Raw genomic sequence first — 16083 nt, 5'->3', positions numbered from 1 at the left:
GAGTTGATAAGTTCAGCAGACACAATTATCGGCATTCTCCCATTCTTTCATAGCTACGGACTGCAAATTTTCTTAAACTATAGCCTTTATTGCGGAGCTACCGTAGTTGTGATGCCGCAATTCGATTTAGAGACTTTTTTGAGACTAGTGCAGAAGTATAAAATTACTCGCGTTCATTTAGTCCCTCCGATAGTCTTAGCCTTAGCAAAACAACCAATAGTAGATAAATACGACCTTTCTAGCTTAAAGATAATTACCTGTGGAGCCGCTCCACTGGGTAATGAACTGACCTTAGAATGCGAACAGCGTTTAAATTGTGTCGTCAAACAAGCCTACGGTTTGACAGAAACCAGCCCAATAACGCATATCAACCCTGATGAATGTGAAAAAATCAAACCCGGTTCTGTCGGTCCCTGTCTAAGAAATACGGAATGTCAAATTGTAGATATTGAAACAGAGAAACCTTTGGGTTTCCACGAGCAAGGAGAGCTATGGATTCGCGGTCCGCAAGTGATGAAAGGGTATTTAAATAACCTAGAGGCGACTGCAAAAGTCATTGACGCCGATGGTTGGTTTCACACGGGTGACATAGCTTATGTCGATGAAGATGGTTATTTTTACATAGTTGACCGGATTAAAGAGTTAATTAAATACAACGGATATCCAATTGCGCCAGCAGAACTAGAAGCTGTATTGTTATCCCATCCAGCAATAGCTGATGCTGCTGTAATCCCCAGTCCCCATCCAAGCACGGGTGAAGTTCCCAAGGGTTTTGTTGTCCTCAAAAGCGAAGCTACTACTGAAGAAATTATGGAATTTGTAGCAGGGCTTGTCGCACCACATAAAAGAATTCGTCGGTTGGAAATTGTCGATAAAATCCCCAAATCAGCTTCTGGGAAAATTTTGCGTCGGCTTTTAGTGCAACAAGAGATAGCAAATATAGGAGAAAAACCACCAGAACCTCAATTGACTCAAAATTTGCAGTTGCTTCAACAATTAGCATCTTCCTCTGACGAAACAAAACGCCAAGAACTTTTGGTTAATTATATTAGAGAAAAAGTTGTCAAAGTTTTAGGTTTAGATGAATCCCAACATCTAAATTTACAAAAACCACTTAATGAAATGGGTCTCAATTCTCTAAGCAATATCGACCTGAAAAATCAGATTGATACTGAAATTGGTGTAAACTTACCTATAGAAATTTTGCTTGCAGGGTCTAATATTTATCAATTGGTAAATATATTGCTCGAACAATTAACATCAAAAAGTGTTGTAACTCATAATGTCATAGATTTAGAAGCTGAGGTTATTTTAGATCCTGCCATCTACCCAGAACATAATTATGACTCATTTATTAACGAACCAACAGTCATTTTCCTTACAGGAGCGACGGGATTTTTAGGAGCTTTTTTACTGCAAGAACTTCTGCAACAAACTCAAGCTGATATTTATTGCTTAGTTCGTGCAAATGATAAGGATTCTGCTCAAATCAAAGTGCAAAAGAACTTAGAATATTATGGTATTTGGCAGGAGGCTTTTCGTAGCAGAATTATTCCGATTTTAGGCGATTTATCAAAATTTAAGTTGGGTTTGCCAACCGAAGACTTTCAAAGGATTGCTAGTGAAATTGATGTAATTTATCATAGTGCAGCTTGGCTAAATTATGTTTACCCCTACGAGGCTTTAAAGCCTAGTAATGTTTTGGGAACGCAAGAAATTTTCCGATTGGCAAGTTTTGGTAAAGTTAAACCAGTACATCATATTTCTACCATTGCTGTTTTTGAGTCATCTTTTTATTTAGGAAAAACAGTTAGCGAATCAGACTCACTTGCTCATAGCTTTGGAATGAAACTTTCCTATTCTCAAAGTAAATGGGTTGCAGAAAAATTAGCTACTATTGCACGATCGCGAGGTATTCCCGTTTCTATCTACAGACCCCCCTTTATTTCCGGTCATAGTCAAACAGGTGCTTGGTATACAGATGATGTTATTTGTCGAATGATTAAAGGTTGCATCCAAATGGGAAGTATGGCGGGTATAACTGATGTATTGGATTTATCTCCTGTTGATTATGTCAGCAAAAGCATTGTCTATCTATCAAGACAACGCGAAGCTCTTAATAAATCTTTCCATTTAAACAATCCTCAACCCATTTCTTGGAATCAGCTAAGTGATTTTATTCGTTCTTTAGGCTATCCCATCAAGTATATTTCTTATCAAGATTGGCAGTCACAGCTTAGTAACCAAGCGCGATCGCAATCCAATCCCTTATATCCTCTTTTGCCTTTCTTTCTCAAAAATTCTCCAGAGCATCAACAAGATAGAGAACCAAAAATTAGCTGTCAAGCAACACAGACCGCGCTGGCAGAAAGTTCGATTATCTGTCCTCCGGTAGATACTAAATTGCTGAATACTTATTTTGACTACTTTATTCGTAGCAGTTTTTTGGATGCGAAATGATGAACATCAAACTTTCAAGAAATACAACAGAAGTTATAAAATCTCCCATAGCAACCAGGATGGTGCAAAGAGGCAATTTTATAACATAGACTACAATCGATGCCCGTCCCTCATTATGAAAACTTTACTTATAGTTTTTAGCAGCAGTAAGCAAAAACTAAGCAAAGGAATTAAGCGTTTTCCCGATCTCCCACTCTTCTAATCTCATCCAAAAACTTTAGCTGCTGATACATACAGCTAATCTGTGGTAAATCCACACCTGCTGCAAGCGCTTTCCGTAATGGGTTCCCAAAAATTGCTTCTACTTCCATTGGTCGCCTTTGGTCGTAGTCAATTTTCATGCTGGTACGATAAGGCTTCATCTTCACGGTGTAATCCAGCATTGTTTGAATGAAGCGATCGCTAATGATGTGCTACCACCACCACATCGCATTGTGGCATTTTTTCTACATTATTGTAGGCGTTGACTTGTCTAAGGGTGAAATCACCATCTTTTGACTCAACAACCAAACCAGATTTACTAACATATTCATAATCACTATAGAGCAGAAAGTGGACATCTAAACCAGCTTTTTGCAGTTTGGCACCATAAAAGCCACCTAGTGCACCAGTTCCTAAAATGGCGTAACTACACTCGGACATTTTGCTAACAAAGAGATTTTCTATGACGATTGTAAGGCGAATACGCCGCACACACACAGCCAAAAACTGCCCCACTTTCCAACTGGATGCAACCACCTCCAATTATTCTTTCCTCACATAAACTAAACCTTGGAGCGAAAAGTCAATCCAAGGTATAATTCTTGTGCTTGCTCCCTAATACCATTTGCTAGTCTAAAGGCTTCCTCCTTATTTTCGTCTTCCTACAAATTAGAATTAATTGTAGGTGACGACCCGAATCATCCTCACACCAATGGTAGTTCCCTCGCCTAACAATGGAATGCAATTACACAGATGAATTTGTTCTAAAGATTTATATCTCTTATTTGTTTTGAAAATAAACAATTGTTCTAAAAATAAACAATCATATCTTTGTCGCAAATCAAACTTTAGACGTAAATAATCTCAAAATTTATTAATCTTAAGAGATAATTAAATTTATACACAAGGTTAGTAGGGGCGCGGCGACCTTGTGCCCATACAGTAATGCCTTACCCTTGTACAGTGGTTAATGCTTCTCTCCTATATCTTTTATAGCTACTACTCTTCATTTCGACTTAGATATGAGTGTTTAAGCTTGCTTCTTTAGGTAGTACAAATCATGAGAGGAAAAAGCGTATGAATGAAGAAGTGTAGACATTCTCCACATCTATTTGTTCTGTAGGATATACCAGAATTAGCAATGCTTGGATGGAACCAAGTGAAATTACTACTATGCAAACACTCAATCGTATTTCTTCAAATCTAGAACAACCCGATCGCTTTCGCGACCTTCAACAAACTTTACGCGATCGCTGGCAAACAGTAGAGTTATTTGATAGCAGTGATGCAGATATTTTGATCGTTCCTTCCCTTAGCATCGATCAACGTGAATTGAGAAAAATTGACGGTTGCGAACATTATGAAGAAAGATTATTATTTTCATTGATTCGTTTGCGAAATCCTCGCACTAGGTTAATTTATGTCACATCCCTACCAATACATCCCAGTGTAATTGACTATTATTTACAACTGTTACCTGGAATTCCCTTTTCTCACGCTCGCAATCGCTTGTTATTACTTTCTACTTACGATGCTTCTGTCAAACCGTTAACTCAAAAAATTCTAGAACGTCCCCGCTTGGTAGAAAGAATACGCCAAGCTTTAAGGCATGATAAAGCATTTATGGTGTGCTATAATTCAACCGAAATAGAAGCAGAACTGTCGCTAAAATTGGGCGTACCGCTTTACGCCGCTGCACCAGATTTGCAAATTTGGGGAACAAAAAGTGGTAGTCGGCAAATTTTTGCAGAATGTAAAGTTCCCCATCCAGATGGAAGTCAGAGAGTGTGGAATTCCACAGATTTAGCAGAAGCTGCTGCTAATTTATGGGAACGCCAACCGACATTAAAGCGGATGGTAGTCAAGCTAAATGAAGGAGTTTCAGGGGAAGGAAACGCACTTTTGGATTTAAGACCATTTCAAGAATTAGCGCCCCCCAATGCTAGCTATGCTCAACGGGTAGAAGCGTTGGAAAAAAGCTTTGAGACCCTGCGCTTTCAAGCGAAAAGCGAAACTTGGGAGAATTTTTCTGGAAGAATTTCTGAGTTGGGAGCGATAGTAGAAGCTTTTGTGGAAGGCGAAATCAAGCGTTCTCCTAGTGTCCAGGGGCGCGTTACTCCCAATGGAGATGTAGAAATTCTTTCAACTCACGACCAAATTTTAGGAGGACCGGATGGACAAATATACTTAGGCTGTCGATTTCCTGCAGATGAAGTTTATAGAATGCAGTTGCAGCAGATAGGGTTGAAAATTGGCAAAAATTTGGCAGAAAAAGGAGCATTGGAAAGATTTGGGGTAGATTTTATTGCCGTTAACCGAGGTGATGGACAATGGGATCTGCAAGCGATCGAAATTAACTTACGCAAAGGCGGTACAACCCATCCATTTATGACCCTAAGATTGCTAACTAACGGACGGTACAATCTTTCAACTGGGTTATTTTACAGTCAGCAGGGGCGTCCCAAATACTACGTTGCAACAGACAACCTACAGAAAGATCGCTATCATGGCATAATGCCCAACGATCTAATGGATATTGTCGCCCATCATAGATTGCATTTTGATACAGGAACCGAAACAGGAACAGTTTTTCATTTAATGGGATGTCTTTCCCAGTTTGGGAAATTAGGGGTGACGAGTATTGGTGATTCACCGCAACAGGCGGAAGAAATTTATAACAAAGTCGCCAAAGTCTTAGACGAAGAAAGCGGACGCGAACAGTGGGACAGTTTTATAAATTTACCAGAGATAGCTTTTTGGTAAGAGTTAGTGGTTAGTTGTTAGTTGTTAGTGGTCACTGGTCACTGGTCACTGCTCACTGCTCACTAGTCACTGTCAACCAAGCGCCAATTGTGTACAATCGTGTCAGGCTGTGTCTTTAAGCGCTTGTGTCCCACCTAAATCACAATGCAATTCATTGCATTAACCCTGAATGTCCTCGCCCTTATCCCCAGCTTTGGGGAAACAAGTTCTGCAATAGCTGTGGCGCACCGCTACAGCTATTAGACCGCTATATTCCTTTACAACCTTTGGGCTCTGGTGGTTTTGCCCAGATTTACACTGTTTGGGATGGCAAAACTCAAACTGAGAAGGTGCTGAAGGTTTTGATAGAATCTTCGCCAAAAGCGCTAGAATTGTTCTCCCAAGAAGCAGCAGTTTTAGCCCGGTTGAGACATCCCGGTGTCCCAAAAGTTGAAGTTGATGGTTTTTTCCATATCGAGGTTTTGCAGACAACTTCTTCGCAATCAAAACCTTGTAAACTTCATTGTTTGGTGATGGAAAAAATTTCCGGTCAAACTCTGGAGGAATTGTTTCAGCAGCATTCCCGTGGGTGTCCGCAGGATGTGGTGTTAAACTGGTTCGCTCAAGCTATGGATATTCTACAGGAATTGCACAACCGTAAGATTATCCATCGCGATATCAAGCCTTCTAACTTAATGCTGAGATCTTCCCACAGTAAAGGGGCGACTAAGGGGGAGCGACTGGTGCTTATTGATTTTGGCGGGGCAAAACAGGTGAGTTCCAATCTGTTTCGCAATCAGTCTTCTTCTACTAGGTTGTATTCTACAGGTTACAGTCCTCCAGAGCAAATTGCAGGCGGTGTTGTTAGTCCTGCTGCTGATTTTTATGCCCTCGGTCGAACCACGATTGAGATGTTGACGGGTAAATCTCTCACAGAACTGACAGCAAATCCAGCAACGGGAGAACTTTCATGGCGCGGTGAAGTTAAAGTTAGCCCGCAATTTGCCGATTTGCTTGATGATATGATTCAGGAGGATGTGCGATCGCGTCCAGCAAATGCAGCAATTATTAAAAAGCGGCTGTCAAAGATTTCCCAACTACCCCAGCCTAGTGTTTTCTCCCAAATTGAGAAATCTGTTCGCCAAGGCTTGGGTCAAGCAGGAAGTGTGCTGTCTCAAGTTGAGGTTTCTTTAGGAAAAGCCCTCGGTCGTTCTACTCAAGCTGCAGGCAAAACGACTTTTTTTGTAGTCAAAACAATTGTTTCAGTTATACTCGCTTGTCTCGATACATTGTGGACAATGATTTTAACTGGGGTCGGTGCTAGCTTAGGTGCGATCGCGGGTTTTATTTTAGCATCTCAGATCGCGCTGGACGACCGCTTAGCCCAATTTTTATCAGAACGGTTATTTGAAGCAACGGGAATTTCGCAAACGATTTTTGGCTCGGAGATTCTTTTATTTGTTGGTGCTGGATTGGGAACTGCTTGGGGATTAACCATTGCAGGGGGGTTTGGTCAGCGACGAAGATTTGTCACAGCTTCGGTAATGAGCGTTATCGGCTACAGTTTCGGTTGGTTAATTTTACAACTGATGACTCCTGAAGGAATACCAGAGGCATTGGTAGGATTAGTTTTGGGTAGTGTTTCGCTGTTGACTTTGGGTTTAGGGCTTCGCAGCCATCATATAGTGTATGCTTCGATCGCTGCTTTTGGGAGTGCGATCGTCTTTGCATTCTTAGTCATGTTAGGGTTCCCGACAAATATCTTTAACTTCGTTAGCCCTCCTAGCTTAAGCAAGATATTGCTACCAGTCATCTTTTTTAGCTGTATGGGTATTTTGCAGAGTTTCTGGTTGGGAATCAGTCATTACTTAATTGTGCCTGGGTTGCGCTTTTTGGGATGGAAGTGAGGCGAGCGAGCTATATTGCTAGCAATCTAAAGTATTTTCCATCTCCCAAGGGGTAATATAACTATTGTAGTTATTCCACTCCTGATGTTTCAATTTTAAATATGCTGCCGTGAACCGCTCTCCTAAAGCTTGGGGTAGAACTGTGTTTGCTTTTAGGCTGCGTAAAGCATCCAATAGGTTTGATGGCAACTGTTTTGCTCCATCGCTTGTTTGTGGTTCCGTGTAGCTGTTGGAGTCACAACGCGAACCCGGATCGCGCTTGTTGGTAATTCCATCGAGTCCTGTAGCGATGAGTGCAGCGCTTAGTAGGTAGGGATTAGCCGCACCATCAGCGAGACGAAACTCGAAGCGGTCAACATCAGGAATGCGGATTGCATGAGTGCGGTTATTGCCGCTATAAGTAATGGTACTGGGTGCCCAAGTTGCCCCTGAAGTAGTAACTTTGGCGTTGATTCGTTTGTAGGAATTGACAGTGGGATTTGAAAAAGCACATAACGCCTCGGCAGAATGCAATACGCCCGCAATAAACTGGTAAGCCAGAGGTGAAAGTCCCAATTCTCCCTGCTCGTCGTGGAAGAGATTTGCGCTCAGATCTGTGTTCCAGACAGAGAGGTGAGTGTGACAGCCATTGCCAGTCAAATGAGGAAAAGGCTTGGGCATAAAGGTAGCACGCAATCCATGCTTTTCGGCGATCGTTTTGACCATATACTTGAAGAAAGCATGACGATCTGCGGTGACGAGAGCATCGGCGTATGTCCAATTCATCTCAAACTGACCGTTCGCGTCCTCATGGTCGTTTTGGTAAGCACCCCAATCGAGTTTCAACATACCATCACAAATTTCCCGAATCACCTCATAGCGGCGCATCAAGGCTTGTTGATCGTAGCAGGGTTTGGAGGAGCGATCGCGCGGGTCGGAAATGCTGTTCCCATCTGGTGAGAGCAGAAAATACTCACATTCGACTCCCGTGCGAATGCTATAACCCAATTCTTTGGCTTGGTTAAGGACGCGCTTGAGCACGAGTCTAGGTGTCTGCTCCACAGGTTGACTATTCATAGTATAGAGATCTGCAGGCATCCAAGCAACTTCGGACTGCCAGGGTAATTGAAACAAACTAGCGCGATCGGGTATTGCTAAAATATCGGGATCGGCTGGAGTCATATCTAGCCAAGCCGCAAATCCCGCGAATCCTGCACCATTAGCTGCCATAGCATCAATGCTTTCGGCTGGCACAAGTTTTGAGCGCTGCACGCCGAATAGATCGGTGAACGAAATTAGAAAATAACGGATACCCTTGGAGCGGGCAATTTCAGAAAGTAGGTTAGTCATAATTGTATTTAAAAGGGAACAGGGAACAGGGAACAGGGAACAGGGAACAGAGAACAAAGTTATGTATATCGATTGAAACCGAATGAAAGGAGCCGTTGACTTTGAAAGCTCCGGGAAACCGGAGCACGGCACAGGATGTGCCTTTCTTTAATCTTCCAGTAATTCTCGAATGGCTGTGCGGATGAAAACTTCATCTTCCGGATTTTGGTAGGGGTTACCTGCTCTGTGTCCCCAGATTGAGGGAATCGGGAGATACTTTGCCCTAGGAATCAAAGCAGCTTCGGCAGCACAATCTTCCGGCAGAAAATATAAATCAGTTGTAGCAGGCATCACTAACGTCCTAGCTTCAATTGCAGCTAGAGCACCTTTGTAGTCACCCTGATAGGTTGAGTTATCGCTAATATCACAGTGCAGCCAGGTATCAATCATGGCTAGCAGATTGTGCGGGTCTCGCTTTTTGTAATTGGACTCCCACCCGCGTAGCAAGTAATCTTCCAAGGATGTATAACCCAGTTGGTAGTAAATGCCCTCGCGGTAAAACGCATGGGAAGCAGCCCAACTTGCATAAATCCGCGCAAAAGCTTTAAATCCGCGATCTGGGACAGCTTCAAAGCATCTCCCATTCCAAGCGGGGTCTGCTGTCAGTGCTGTTCGCAGACTTAGCAGAAAAATACGATTGTGGTCAGTGGTACGAGCCGTACCGCACAGCGCTGCAATCCGAGCGACGCGATCGCTCCTCAATGCCCCCCAGTGATATGCCTGCTGTGCGCCCATTGACCAGCCGTAAATCAGCGCTAAACGTTCTATTCCGAATACTTCTCGCAACAGTTGTTCTTGAGCGCGAACATTATCTACATGGCTAAACCAAAAGCCTTGTTCGCTCAGTCCACAATCAAAGCAATTGCTGGGCGAACTCGACAGTCCATTGCCAAACATATTGGGAATGATAATAAACCAACGGCTGGGGTCGAGAATACTATCGGGACGAATCAGCCAGTCAATGTCGTAATGTTGCGCTCCGTAAGAAGTTGGGTAGAGGATGACATTGCTGCGATCGCTCGCCAGTTCGCCGTAGGTTTGGTACACCAGTTGCGCTTCGGGTAAAACCGCACCATACTGTAGTTTAAAGTTCTTTAACATTAGACAACCAATCTTGTTTGTCATTCCTCTAACTCTTACCATTAAGTTGTGATTTCCTCATAAAACCTGTTAACCTCTGCTAATTATTCGGAGGTTTTTGCCCAATCTTCAACTAAAAGCCTTAGCCAGTTCCCATAAGTCTGGTTTGGGACTTTCACTTTATCTATTTTTTCTCTCACCCAATCTTCTAACACTACTGTCGCTTGGGCTTTCTTCTGCCTATATTTCTTACCATATTCGCTTACCTTATCTTTGTGTGCGAGCTCCCAAAGTTTGGCTGATTGTTTTTTAGCCATATCCACTTGATGTTTTAAATTTATAGCGTTACGATAGCTATAGTAACGCGAAAAAAGGAGGTGAGGCAACTTGTCTAAGAAGAAAAAATCTTTAATTTCCGAATTAACTACTATCAGGAAATCGAAAGTTAAGTCAGAAAAACCCATTTATCAGCGACGTGTAGGGATAGAAGCTAAGTTGCCTCAAATTCCTAGAGCGTTGTTACTAGAAGACATGAGCTATTATTATGGGTCATATCGAAGGAGCGCTGTAAATCTACTTCAACAAGGCTTACCAGAGGAGCAGGTAGAGAAAATTCTTCAGACACAATTTGGACTTGCTTGGGCATGGGCTGATAGTATAACAACACTAGCTAAGTCAACTTATGACCAATTAACGACAGCAAAAGAAAACCGGATTGAGGAATTAAAGTCTGATATTAAATCAGGCTGGAAATATATCTTTGAAGAGGTAGAAAAACTAGAAGAAAGTATTGCAAAATTTAGCGGAAGACCCCAGCAAGGCAAGCGAATAGAGAAAAAGCTGTTAGGGCTAAAATCTAAAGCTCTTAGATTAGAAAAAAAACAGGTGGAGTTATCTAAATTAGAGAAAAGCCATCGTTTAAAGATATGTTTTGGTGGGAAAAAGTTATTCAACGCTCAACATCACCTAGAAGCTAACGACTATTCATCTCATGAGGAATGGAAAGAAAACTGGGATTTAGCTAGGTCTGGCTTAATCTATTCTGTAGGTAAAGGCAGCATTGACGGTAACAATCCAGTATGCCAAATTCATCATGTTCAAGACAATGAATTTACAGTTACTGTCAAACCATTTAGTTTTTTACAAGAGGACTACGGTCAAAAAGTTATCATACCTTTTCTTGTTAATGAGCGCCAAAAATATGACTTACTTTATGCTTTACAAAACAGTAAGCCTGTAACGGTTCAGTTATTTAGAAGAGAAGAGAAGGACAACAATTGGTACATTCATCTGACAACTTATGTTCAAGTCGTTACTACTCAAACAAGTATCAAGAATGGTTGCTTAGGAATTGATTTGAATGCTGAAAGTATCGATGTTGTCTATGTTAAACGCGATGGCAATAAGGGCGATGTTATCAAGAGCTACCCACTGCCAAGCCTCGGGATGAGTACTGGACAAAAGGAAGCATATCTACGTGATGTATCTGTTGATATTGTCCGAATAGCCGATGAATTAAAATGTCCTATCGCTTGTGAAAATTTAGATTTCTCTGCTAAAAAGTCACAACTACGTCATTCTGGTAGCAAGTCATACAACAGAATGCTGTCAGGCTTTGTTTATGATAAGTTCAGAGCTTTCTTGGTCGCACGAGCAGAGAAGTTTGGAGTTGAGGTAAAGTTCGTTTCACCTTACCTAACCTCAGTCATCGGGATGGTCAAATATATGCAGCGTTATGGCATGAACTCTGCAACGGCTGCTGCATACGTAATCGCTCGTAAAGCTATGGGATTTGTAGAGAAGATCCCGCCTGGTTTTAAGTTTATGCCCTCTGGGTCACCGGAGGATGACCTAGAGGGCTACGGTGCTTGGTTGTCCTTTTCTAAGGCAATGTCCTTGGAAAAGGTTTCTAGGCATCGGCTGTTCGAGTTGAGTACCGTGCAATGGATAGTTTCCAAAATTGGACAACCTGAAAAGGTAACTAAAGCTGAACGCTGTCGTTCAACCAAATCGAGCAGGGCTACGAAGAAAAATTCAAGTCAGTCACCGATGGGCTTGGACTGTGGATAGTAATTTATAGCTATTAACAGGTTATTTAAAGGTGTCCCAATTTAGCTATAATATCGCGGTTGACTTTGATGTAACCCCGATCGACGTGGGTAAAGTATGAACTCAACTGCTGATGGGCTTTAGGCAGTGCGTGGAAAGGAATTGATGGGTACAAATGGTGCTCTGCATGAAATGGCATATTCCACATGAAAAATCGCACAGACCATAAAGTCAGTGTTACCCGCGTATTTGTCAATGGATTAGCGTCAAGAGAACAACCTGTATGTTCCGCTAGCAGAATAAAACGCAGAATAGGTTGACCTATAATTAGTGGCAGCAGCCAATAGAGCACAAACCAAGGCTGCTGGAATGTAATTGAGAGAGCGATCGCGACTGCATAAACAGCTAATTGCCAACGGGTAGAGTGAATGACTTCGGAGCGGGAAGCAACTGGAATAAATGGGCAATCATCAAGTTGACCTAAAGCAGCGCGATAATGCCCGCGTATCTTCCCCACCCACCAAGGTAAACCGCTCAGTACCAATAGATATTCACCCCAGTTATGCGGTGTAAGATCGGTCAGTTCCGGGTCTTTGCCAGGAACCCGAGTATAAAGGTGATGCCATTTGTGGTAGTGACGATAGAAAGTGCTGTTATAAAAAGAAAGTACTCCCGCACACCAAGCTACAACCTCATTCAAACGATTGCTAGCAAAAGCAGTTCGGTGAACACCTTCGTGCATTGGCGCAAACATAGAAGCAAAACTAAAGCCATAAATTACCAGTGCTGGTATCGCCACCAACCAATTGCCCCAATTCATTGCCCAGAGGTAGCCACTGCATCCAAGGATAATAAGATGTCCAGTTAGATGAACTAGCCCGGTCGTGTCAGAGCGAGCGTTCAAAATACTTAATTCTTTTACATTCAGAATCTGACGAGCGTTGTGCAGTTTTTGGGCTTGACTATCCAATAATTCAGGTTGAATAATTGCATCACTAGACATAATTACAGCCAATTAAGGGACTTTCAAATAAAAAATATCCAACTTTCTGTTGTGGTGCAGGCGTCCCGCCCGCCACCAGTATAGAACGGGCGAGGACGCCCGTCCCACAGGCTCAAAAATTTTCCCCTCAGTCATCTCTTATACCAGACTAAGGGGAATTATAATTCGTAGACTATAGAGTTTCTGTATAGTGTAGATGATTTCATTCTATTCTGCTGATTTTTGTTTGAGTAGCTTCTTCACAAGATTTTACGGTATATTTACGTTTCCTTTACTGTTGCTTTATTCTTAGCATATGCATAATAACTTCTATATGTAAGTATAGCAGTACGCCAAATTCTCCAACTAAGGATTTATTTGAAAGAACCTATGAACGTAAAAATAGCTATTACAACTGCCTTATTAACTTGTTTCGGCTTGACAGCACACGTCTTGGCTGAAAATCCGCAAGATTTGGAACAGTTAAAGGCAACAAATGCCTGTCCGCGTTGCGATCTAAGTAAAGCCGATCTCACTCAATTTAATCTCAGTAAAGCAAGTTTGAGAGATGCTAATCTACAAGGTGCTAATTTATCTGGAGTTAATCTTGCAAATGCGGATTTAACAGGGGCTAATCTACAAGGTGCTGTGTTAAGCTCAGCAAATCTCTCAGGTGCTTCATTAATTGGTGCAAATCTTAAATCAGCTTCTCTAGAAAGTGCTAATCTTACGTATGTGGGTTTGATGAGCGCTAATTTAGAAGCTGCTAATCTTAAAGACGCGAGAACACAGTTCACAAATTTTAGAGGAGCACACTTCCGCCTCACAACCATGCCCACTGGTAATGTCACTTCTGATAAACCTTATGGATGGTCATTACAGCGCGAAAGCCCCAAAGACTGCAATGCTTTTAAATTGGAACGTGCCACTGGTACTGTATGCTACACAGAGTAATTAAACGAAAGTAGTTCGGCTTACCATAGATCTGACACCTCACCTCGTTCCCAGGCTCCGCCTGGGAACGCCTTTCAAGAGGTTCCGCCTCCTAATGCAGTCACTCAAGCGAGGCTGATTTTGTGGACAATGAGCCAAAAATTTTTCCGACTTTGGCAGGTGAGTGTCAACATAAAGAAAAACGGTAAACTGGTTGACCAATGCTTACTCGCATCAAAGATTTAGCGATCGCACTCGCACCTCGTTTAATTGAAATTCGCCGCCACATCCATTGCCATCCAGAACTGAGCGCTCAAGAGTCACAAACAGCTGCCTTTGTTGCTGGTGTTTTATCTTCGAGTGGTCTTTCTGTCAAAGAAGGCGTTGGTAAAACTGGTGTTATCGGAGAACTCAAAGGAACTGGTAACTCAGACCGATTGTTGGCAATACGTGCTGATATGGATGCTTTGCCAATTTACGAACAAACAGCTTTGGATTACGCTTCTCGCACTCCTGGAATCATGCACGCCTGCGGTCATGATGTCCATACAACAGTTGGTTTGGGAACTGCAATGGTACTGTCTCAGATAGCTGAGGAATTACCTGGTAAAGTACGGTTCTTATTTCAATCAGCCGAGGAAATTGCTCAAGGGGCTAACTGGATGGTAGCTGATGGAGCCATGAAAGATGTTTCCAGTATACTAAGCGTTCATGTTTTCCCATCAATACCAGCTGGTTCTATTGGTGTTCGTTATGGCGCACTCACAGCCGCAGCTGACGATCTAGAAATTATCATTATTGGTGAATCCGGACATGGTGCTCGACCTCATGAAGCGATTGACGCTATTTGGATAGCTTCACAAATTATAACGACGCTGCAACAAGCGATCGGTCGGACGCAAAATCCGTTACGTCCCGTAGTCGTAACCATTGGAAAGATTGAGGGTGGAAGAGCACCAAATATTATTGCTGATAAAGTCCGGTTACTGGGAACCGTGCGTTCTCTCCATCCTGAAACCCGCGCTAATCTGCCACAGTGGATTGAAAAAATTGTTGCGAGTGTTTGCAATACTTACGGGGCAAAATATCAAGTGAATTTCCGTCAGGGCGTACCGGGAGTGCAAAACGATTACTTTTTGACGCAACTGCTACAATCAGCTGCTGAAGAAGCTTGGGGTAGCGATCGCGTCCAAATACTTCCCGAATCATCCCTTGGTGCTGAAGATTTTTCTGTCTATTTAGAACACGCTCCTGGTTCCATGTTTCGATTGGGTGTAGGATTCAAGGATAGAATTTTGAATTATCCATTGCACCATCCTCTTTTTGATGTAGATGAATCTGCCATTATTACTGGAGTCGTTACCTTGGCATACGCGGCTTATAAATACTGGCAAGAAATTGAATCAGTGAGCAGTGACCAGTAACCAGTGACCGGTGTTAGAAGAAGTTAAATCGACAAAAGTTATTCATCATATAGCATTCCTATTTGAATGACAAACACCTCGTGAGGGTAGGGAACTCTTAACTCTTAACAGGGAACAGAATTATTTAGAAATCATTTAGGATTGCTATATGTTTGATACATTCAGTAGTGATTAAACAACTTATTTTTTAGCAACTGAGTTGACTAGAGTGTTCCACGTTATTAAACACATGGCTCATAAGATGCGGACATTAACTGAGTGTTTATAGTTGCTAATGAAATCAGCTTATGCAGTACTTTACATTAACTCATACATTTCACTTTTTTGGTGATACAAATACCCTGGTAGGAGCGCAAAGCCGCCGCGCCCCTACGACCAATGTATATGTATCGTGCATTTTGTGAATTGGTATCAGTTTTCAGGGCACAGCTGATTTTAATTTTTCTTATTTACTTCCATCAGATCCAAAGTCATCTCATTAAACGGTTTTAAAACACTCTTAAGTTCATCTTTAAATGGAGGGAATTTAACTTCAGGATATTTTCTTATATCAATATTTGTGGCTTCATTTATTGCTTCTCTTAGCTTTTTAATATCTTTAAACAATAAATCCATTATAGAGATATCAGGATTTCCTTTTTTGTAATAAGAGTCTTTACTTTCAGTAAAAGTTAATTTTAGATATATAGAAACTATTATTTTTATAACTTCTTGAAAAATTAAAAGTTTCCGGTCTGAAATTTTTTTCAAAAAAAAGTTTTTTAAACCTTCTTCATCTACTAGTTTTTCTTTAATTTTTATTTCCATTTCAATATTTGTATCCTTGATTTTGAGCATATTAATCTTACTATTAATAAGGTCTGTAATGTATGGCTTACTTTGTATATTGTTATCAATATTAACAAAAAATATTTGATAAATATATATTCCTATCATA

At 41.6% G+C, this 16083-nt stretch carries 11 protein-coding genes and 1 pseudogene; 6 read left to right on the top strand and 6 right to left on the bottom strand.

Annotation, left to right across the window (positions count from 1 at the left end; translation table 11 throughout):
* Positions 1-2460, top strand: a 2460-nt coding sequence (locus ACKTT2_RS12570; protein ID WP_407887225.1) for a thioester reductase domain-containing protein, incomplete at its 5' end; no start/stop codon positions are given.
* Positions 2461-2630: 170 nt separating this feature from the next.
* On the opposite strand, the pseudogene ACKTT2_RS12565 reads toward ACKTT2_RS12570, so the two are convergent.
* A pseudogene (locus ACKTT2_RS12565) lies at positions 2631-3102 on the bottom strand (2-dehydropantoate 2-reductase N-terminal domain-containing protein).
* Between the two features lie 732 nt (positions 3103-3834).
* Between ACKTT2_RS12565 and ACKTT2_RS12560 the strand changes: the two are divergent.
* Together ACKTT2_RS12560 and ACKTT2_RS12555 are read left to right on the top strand one after the other, a co-directional pair.
* On the top strand, positions 3835-5424 hold the full coding sequence (locus ACKTT2_RS12560; protein ID WP_407887223.1) for a peptide ligase PGM1-related protein: 1590 nt from the start codon (positions 3835-3837) through the stop codon (positions 5422-5424).
* Positions 5425-5549: 125 nt separating this feature from the next.
* Positions 5550-7310, top strand: a complete 1761-nt coding sequence (locus ACKTT2_RS12555) for a serine/threonine protein kinase (RefSeq protein ID WP_407887221.1) — start codon at positions 5550-5552, stop codon at positions 7308-7310.
* Between the two features lie 18 nt (positions 7311-7328).
* On the opposite strand, the gene glnT is transcribed toward ACKTT2_RS12555, so the two are convergent.
* From glnT to ACKTT2_RS12540, 3 genes are all read right to left on the bottom strand, one after another.
* Positions 7329-8639 carry a type III glutamate--ammonia ligase gene (gene glnT, locus ACKTT2_RS12550; protein ID WP_407887219.1) on the bottom strand — a complete coding sequence of 437 codons (1311 nt, stop codon included), beginning with the start codon at positions 8637-8639 and terminating at the stop codon, positions 7329-7331.
* A 147-nt stretch (positions 8640-8786) separates the two neighbouring features.
* Complete coding sequence (locus ACKTT2_RS12545; RefSeq protein WP_407887217.1) at positions 8787-9803, bottom strand: alpha/beta fold hydrolase; 1017 nt, start codon at positions 9801-9803, stop codon at positions 8787-8789.
* A 59-nt stretch (positions 9804-9862) separates the two neighbouring features.
* Complete coding sequence (locus ACKTT2_RS12540) at positions 9863-10075, bottom strand: hypothetical protein (protein WP_407887215.1); 213 nt, start codon at positions 10073-10075, stop codon at positions 9863-9865.
* Between the two features lie 70 nt (positions 10076-10145).
* Between ACKTT2_RS12540 and ACKTT2_RS12535 the strand changes: the two genes are divergently transcribed.
* Positions 10146-11828 (top strand): IS200/IS605 family accessory protein TnpB-related protein, encoded by a 1683-nt coding sequence (locus ACKTT2_RS12535; protein WP_407887212.1) that lies wholly within the window; start codon positions 10146-10148, stop codon positions 11826-11828.
* A 25-nt stretch (positions 11829-11853) separates the two neighbouring features.
* Here the strand turns inward: ACKTT2_RS12535 and ACKTT2_RS12530 are convergent, their stop codons facing one another.
* A complete protein-coding gene (locus ACKTT2_RS12530) occupies positions 11854-12810 on the bottom strand; it encodes a fatty acid desaturase family protein (protein ID WP_407887210.1) in 957 nt (318 codons plus the stop codon).
* 369 nt (positions 12811-13179) lie between these two features.
* Here ACKTT2_RS12530 and ACKTT2_RS12525 point away from each other — a divergent pair, with 369 nt between their 5' ends.
* Together ACKTT2_RS12525 and ACKTT2_RS12520 are read left to right on the top strand one after the other, a co-directional pair.
* Positions 13180-13743: a pentapeptide repeat-containing protein gene (locus tag ACKTT2_RS12525; protein ID WP_407887208.1), complete on the top strand. Its 564-nt coding sequence runs from the start codon at positions 13180-13182 to the stop codon at positions 13741-13743.
* 200 nt (positions 13744-13943) lie between these two features.
* Positions 13944-15146: a M20 family metallopeptidase gene (locus ACKTT2_RS12520; protein ID WP_407887206.1), complete on the top strand. Its 1203-nt coding sequence runs from the start codon at positions 13944-13946 to the stop codon at positions 15144-15146.
* Between the two features lie 435 nt (positions 15147-15581).
* On the opposite strand, the gene ACKTT2_RS12515 is transcribed toward ACKTT2_RS12520, so the two are convergent.
* The gene (locus ACKTT2_RS12515) at positions 15582-16082 is read right to left on the bottom strand and encodes a hypothetical protein (protein WP_407887204.1); all 501 of its coding nucleotides are present in this window, start codon (positions 16080-16082) and stop codon (positions 15582-15584) included.
* Position 16083: the final 1 nt, after the last annotated feature.

This window comes from Scytonema hankhaensis NUACC26, assembly GCF_045865695.1.
GTDB lineage: Bacteria > Cyanobacteriota > Cyanobacteriia > Cyanobacteriales > Nostocaceae > Scytonema.
Note: the sequence above shows the minus strand (reverse complement) of the source record. Positions and strands in the feature narration are given on the sequence as shown.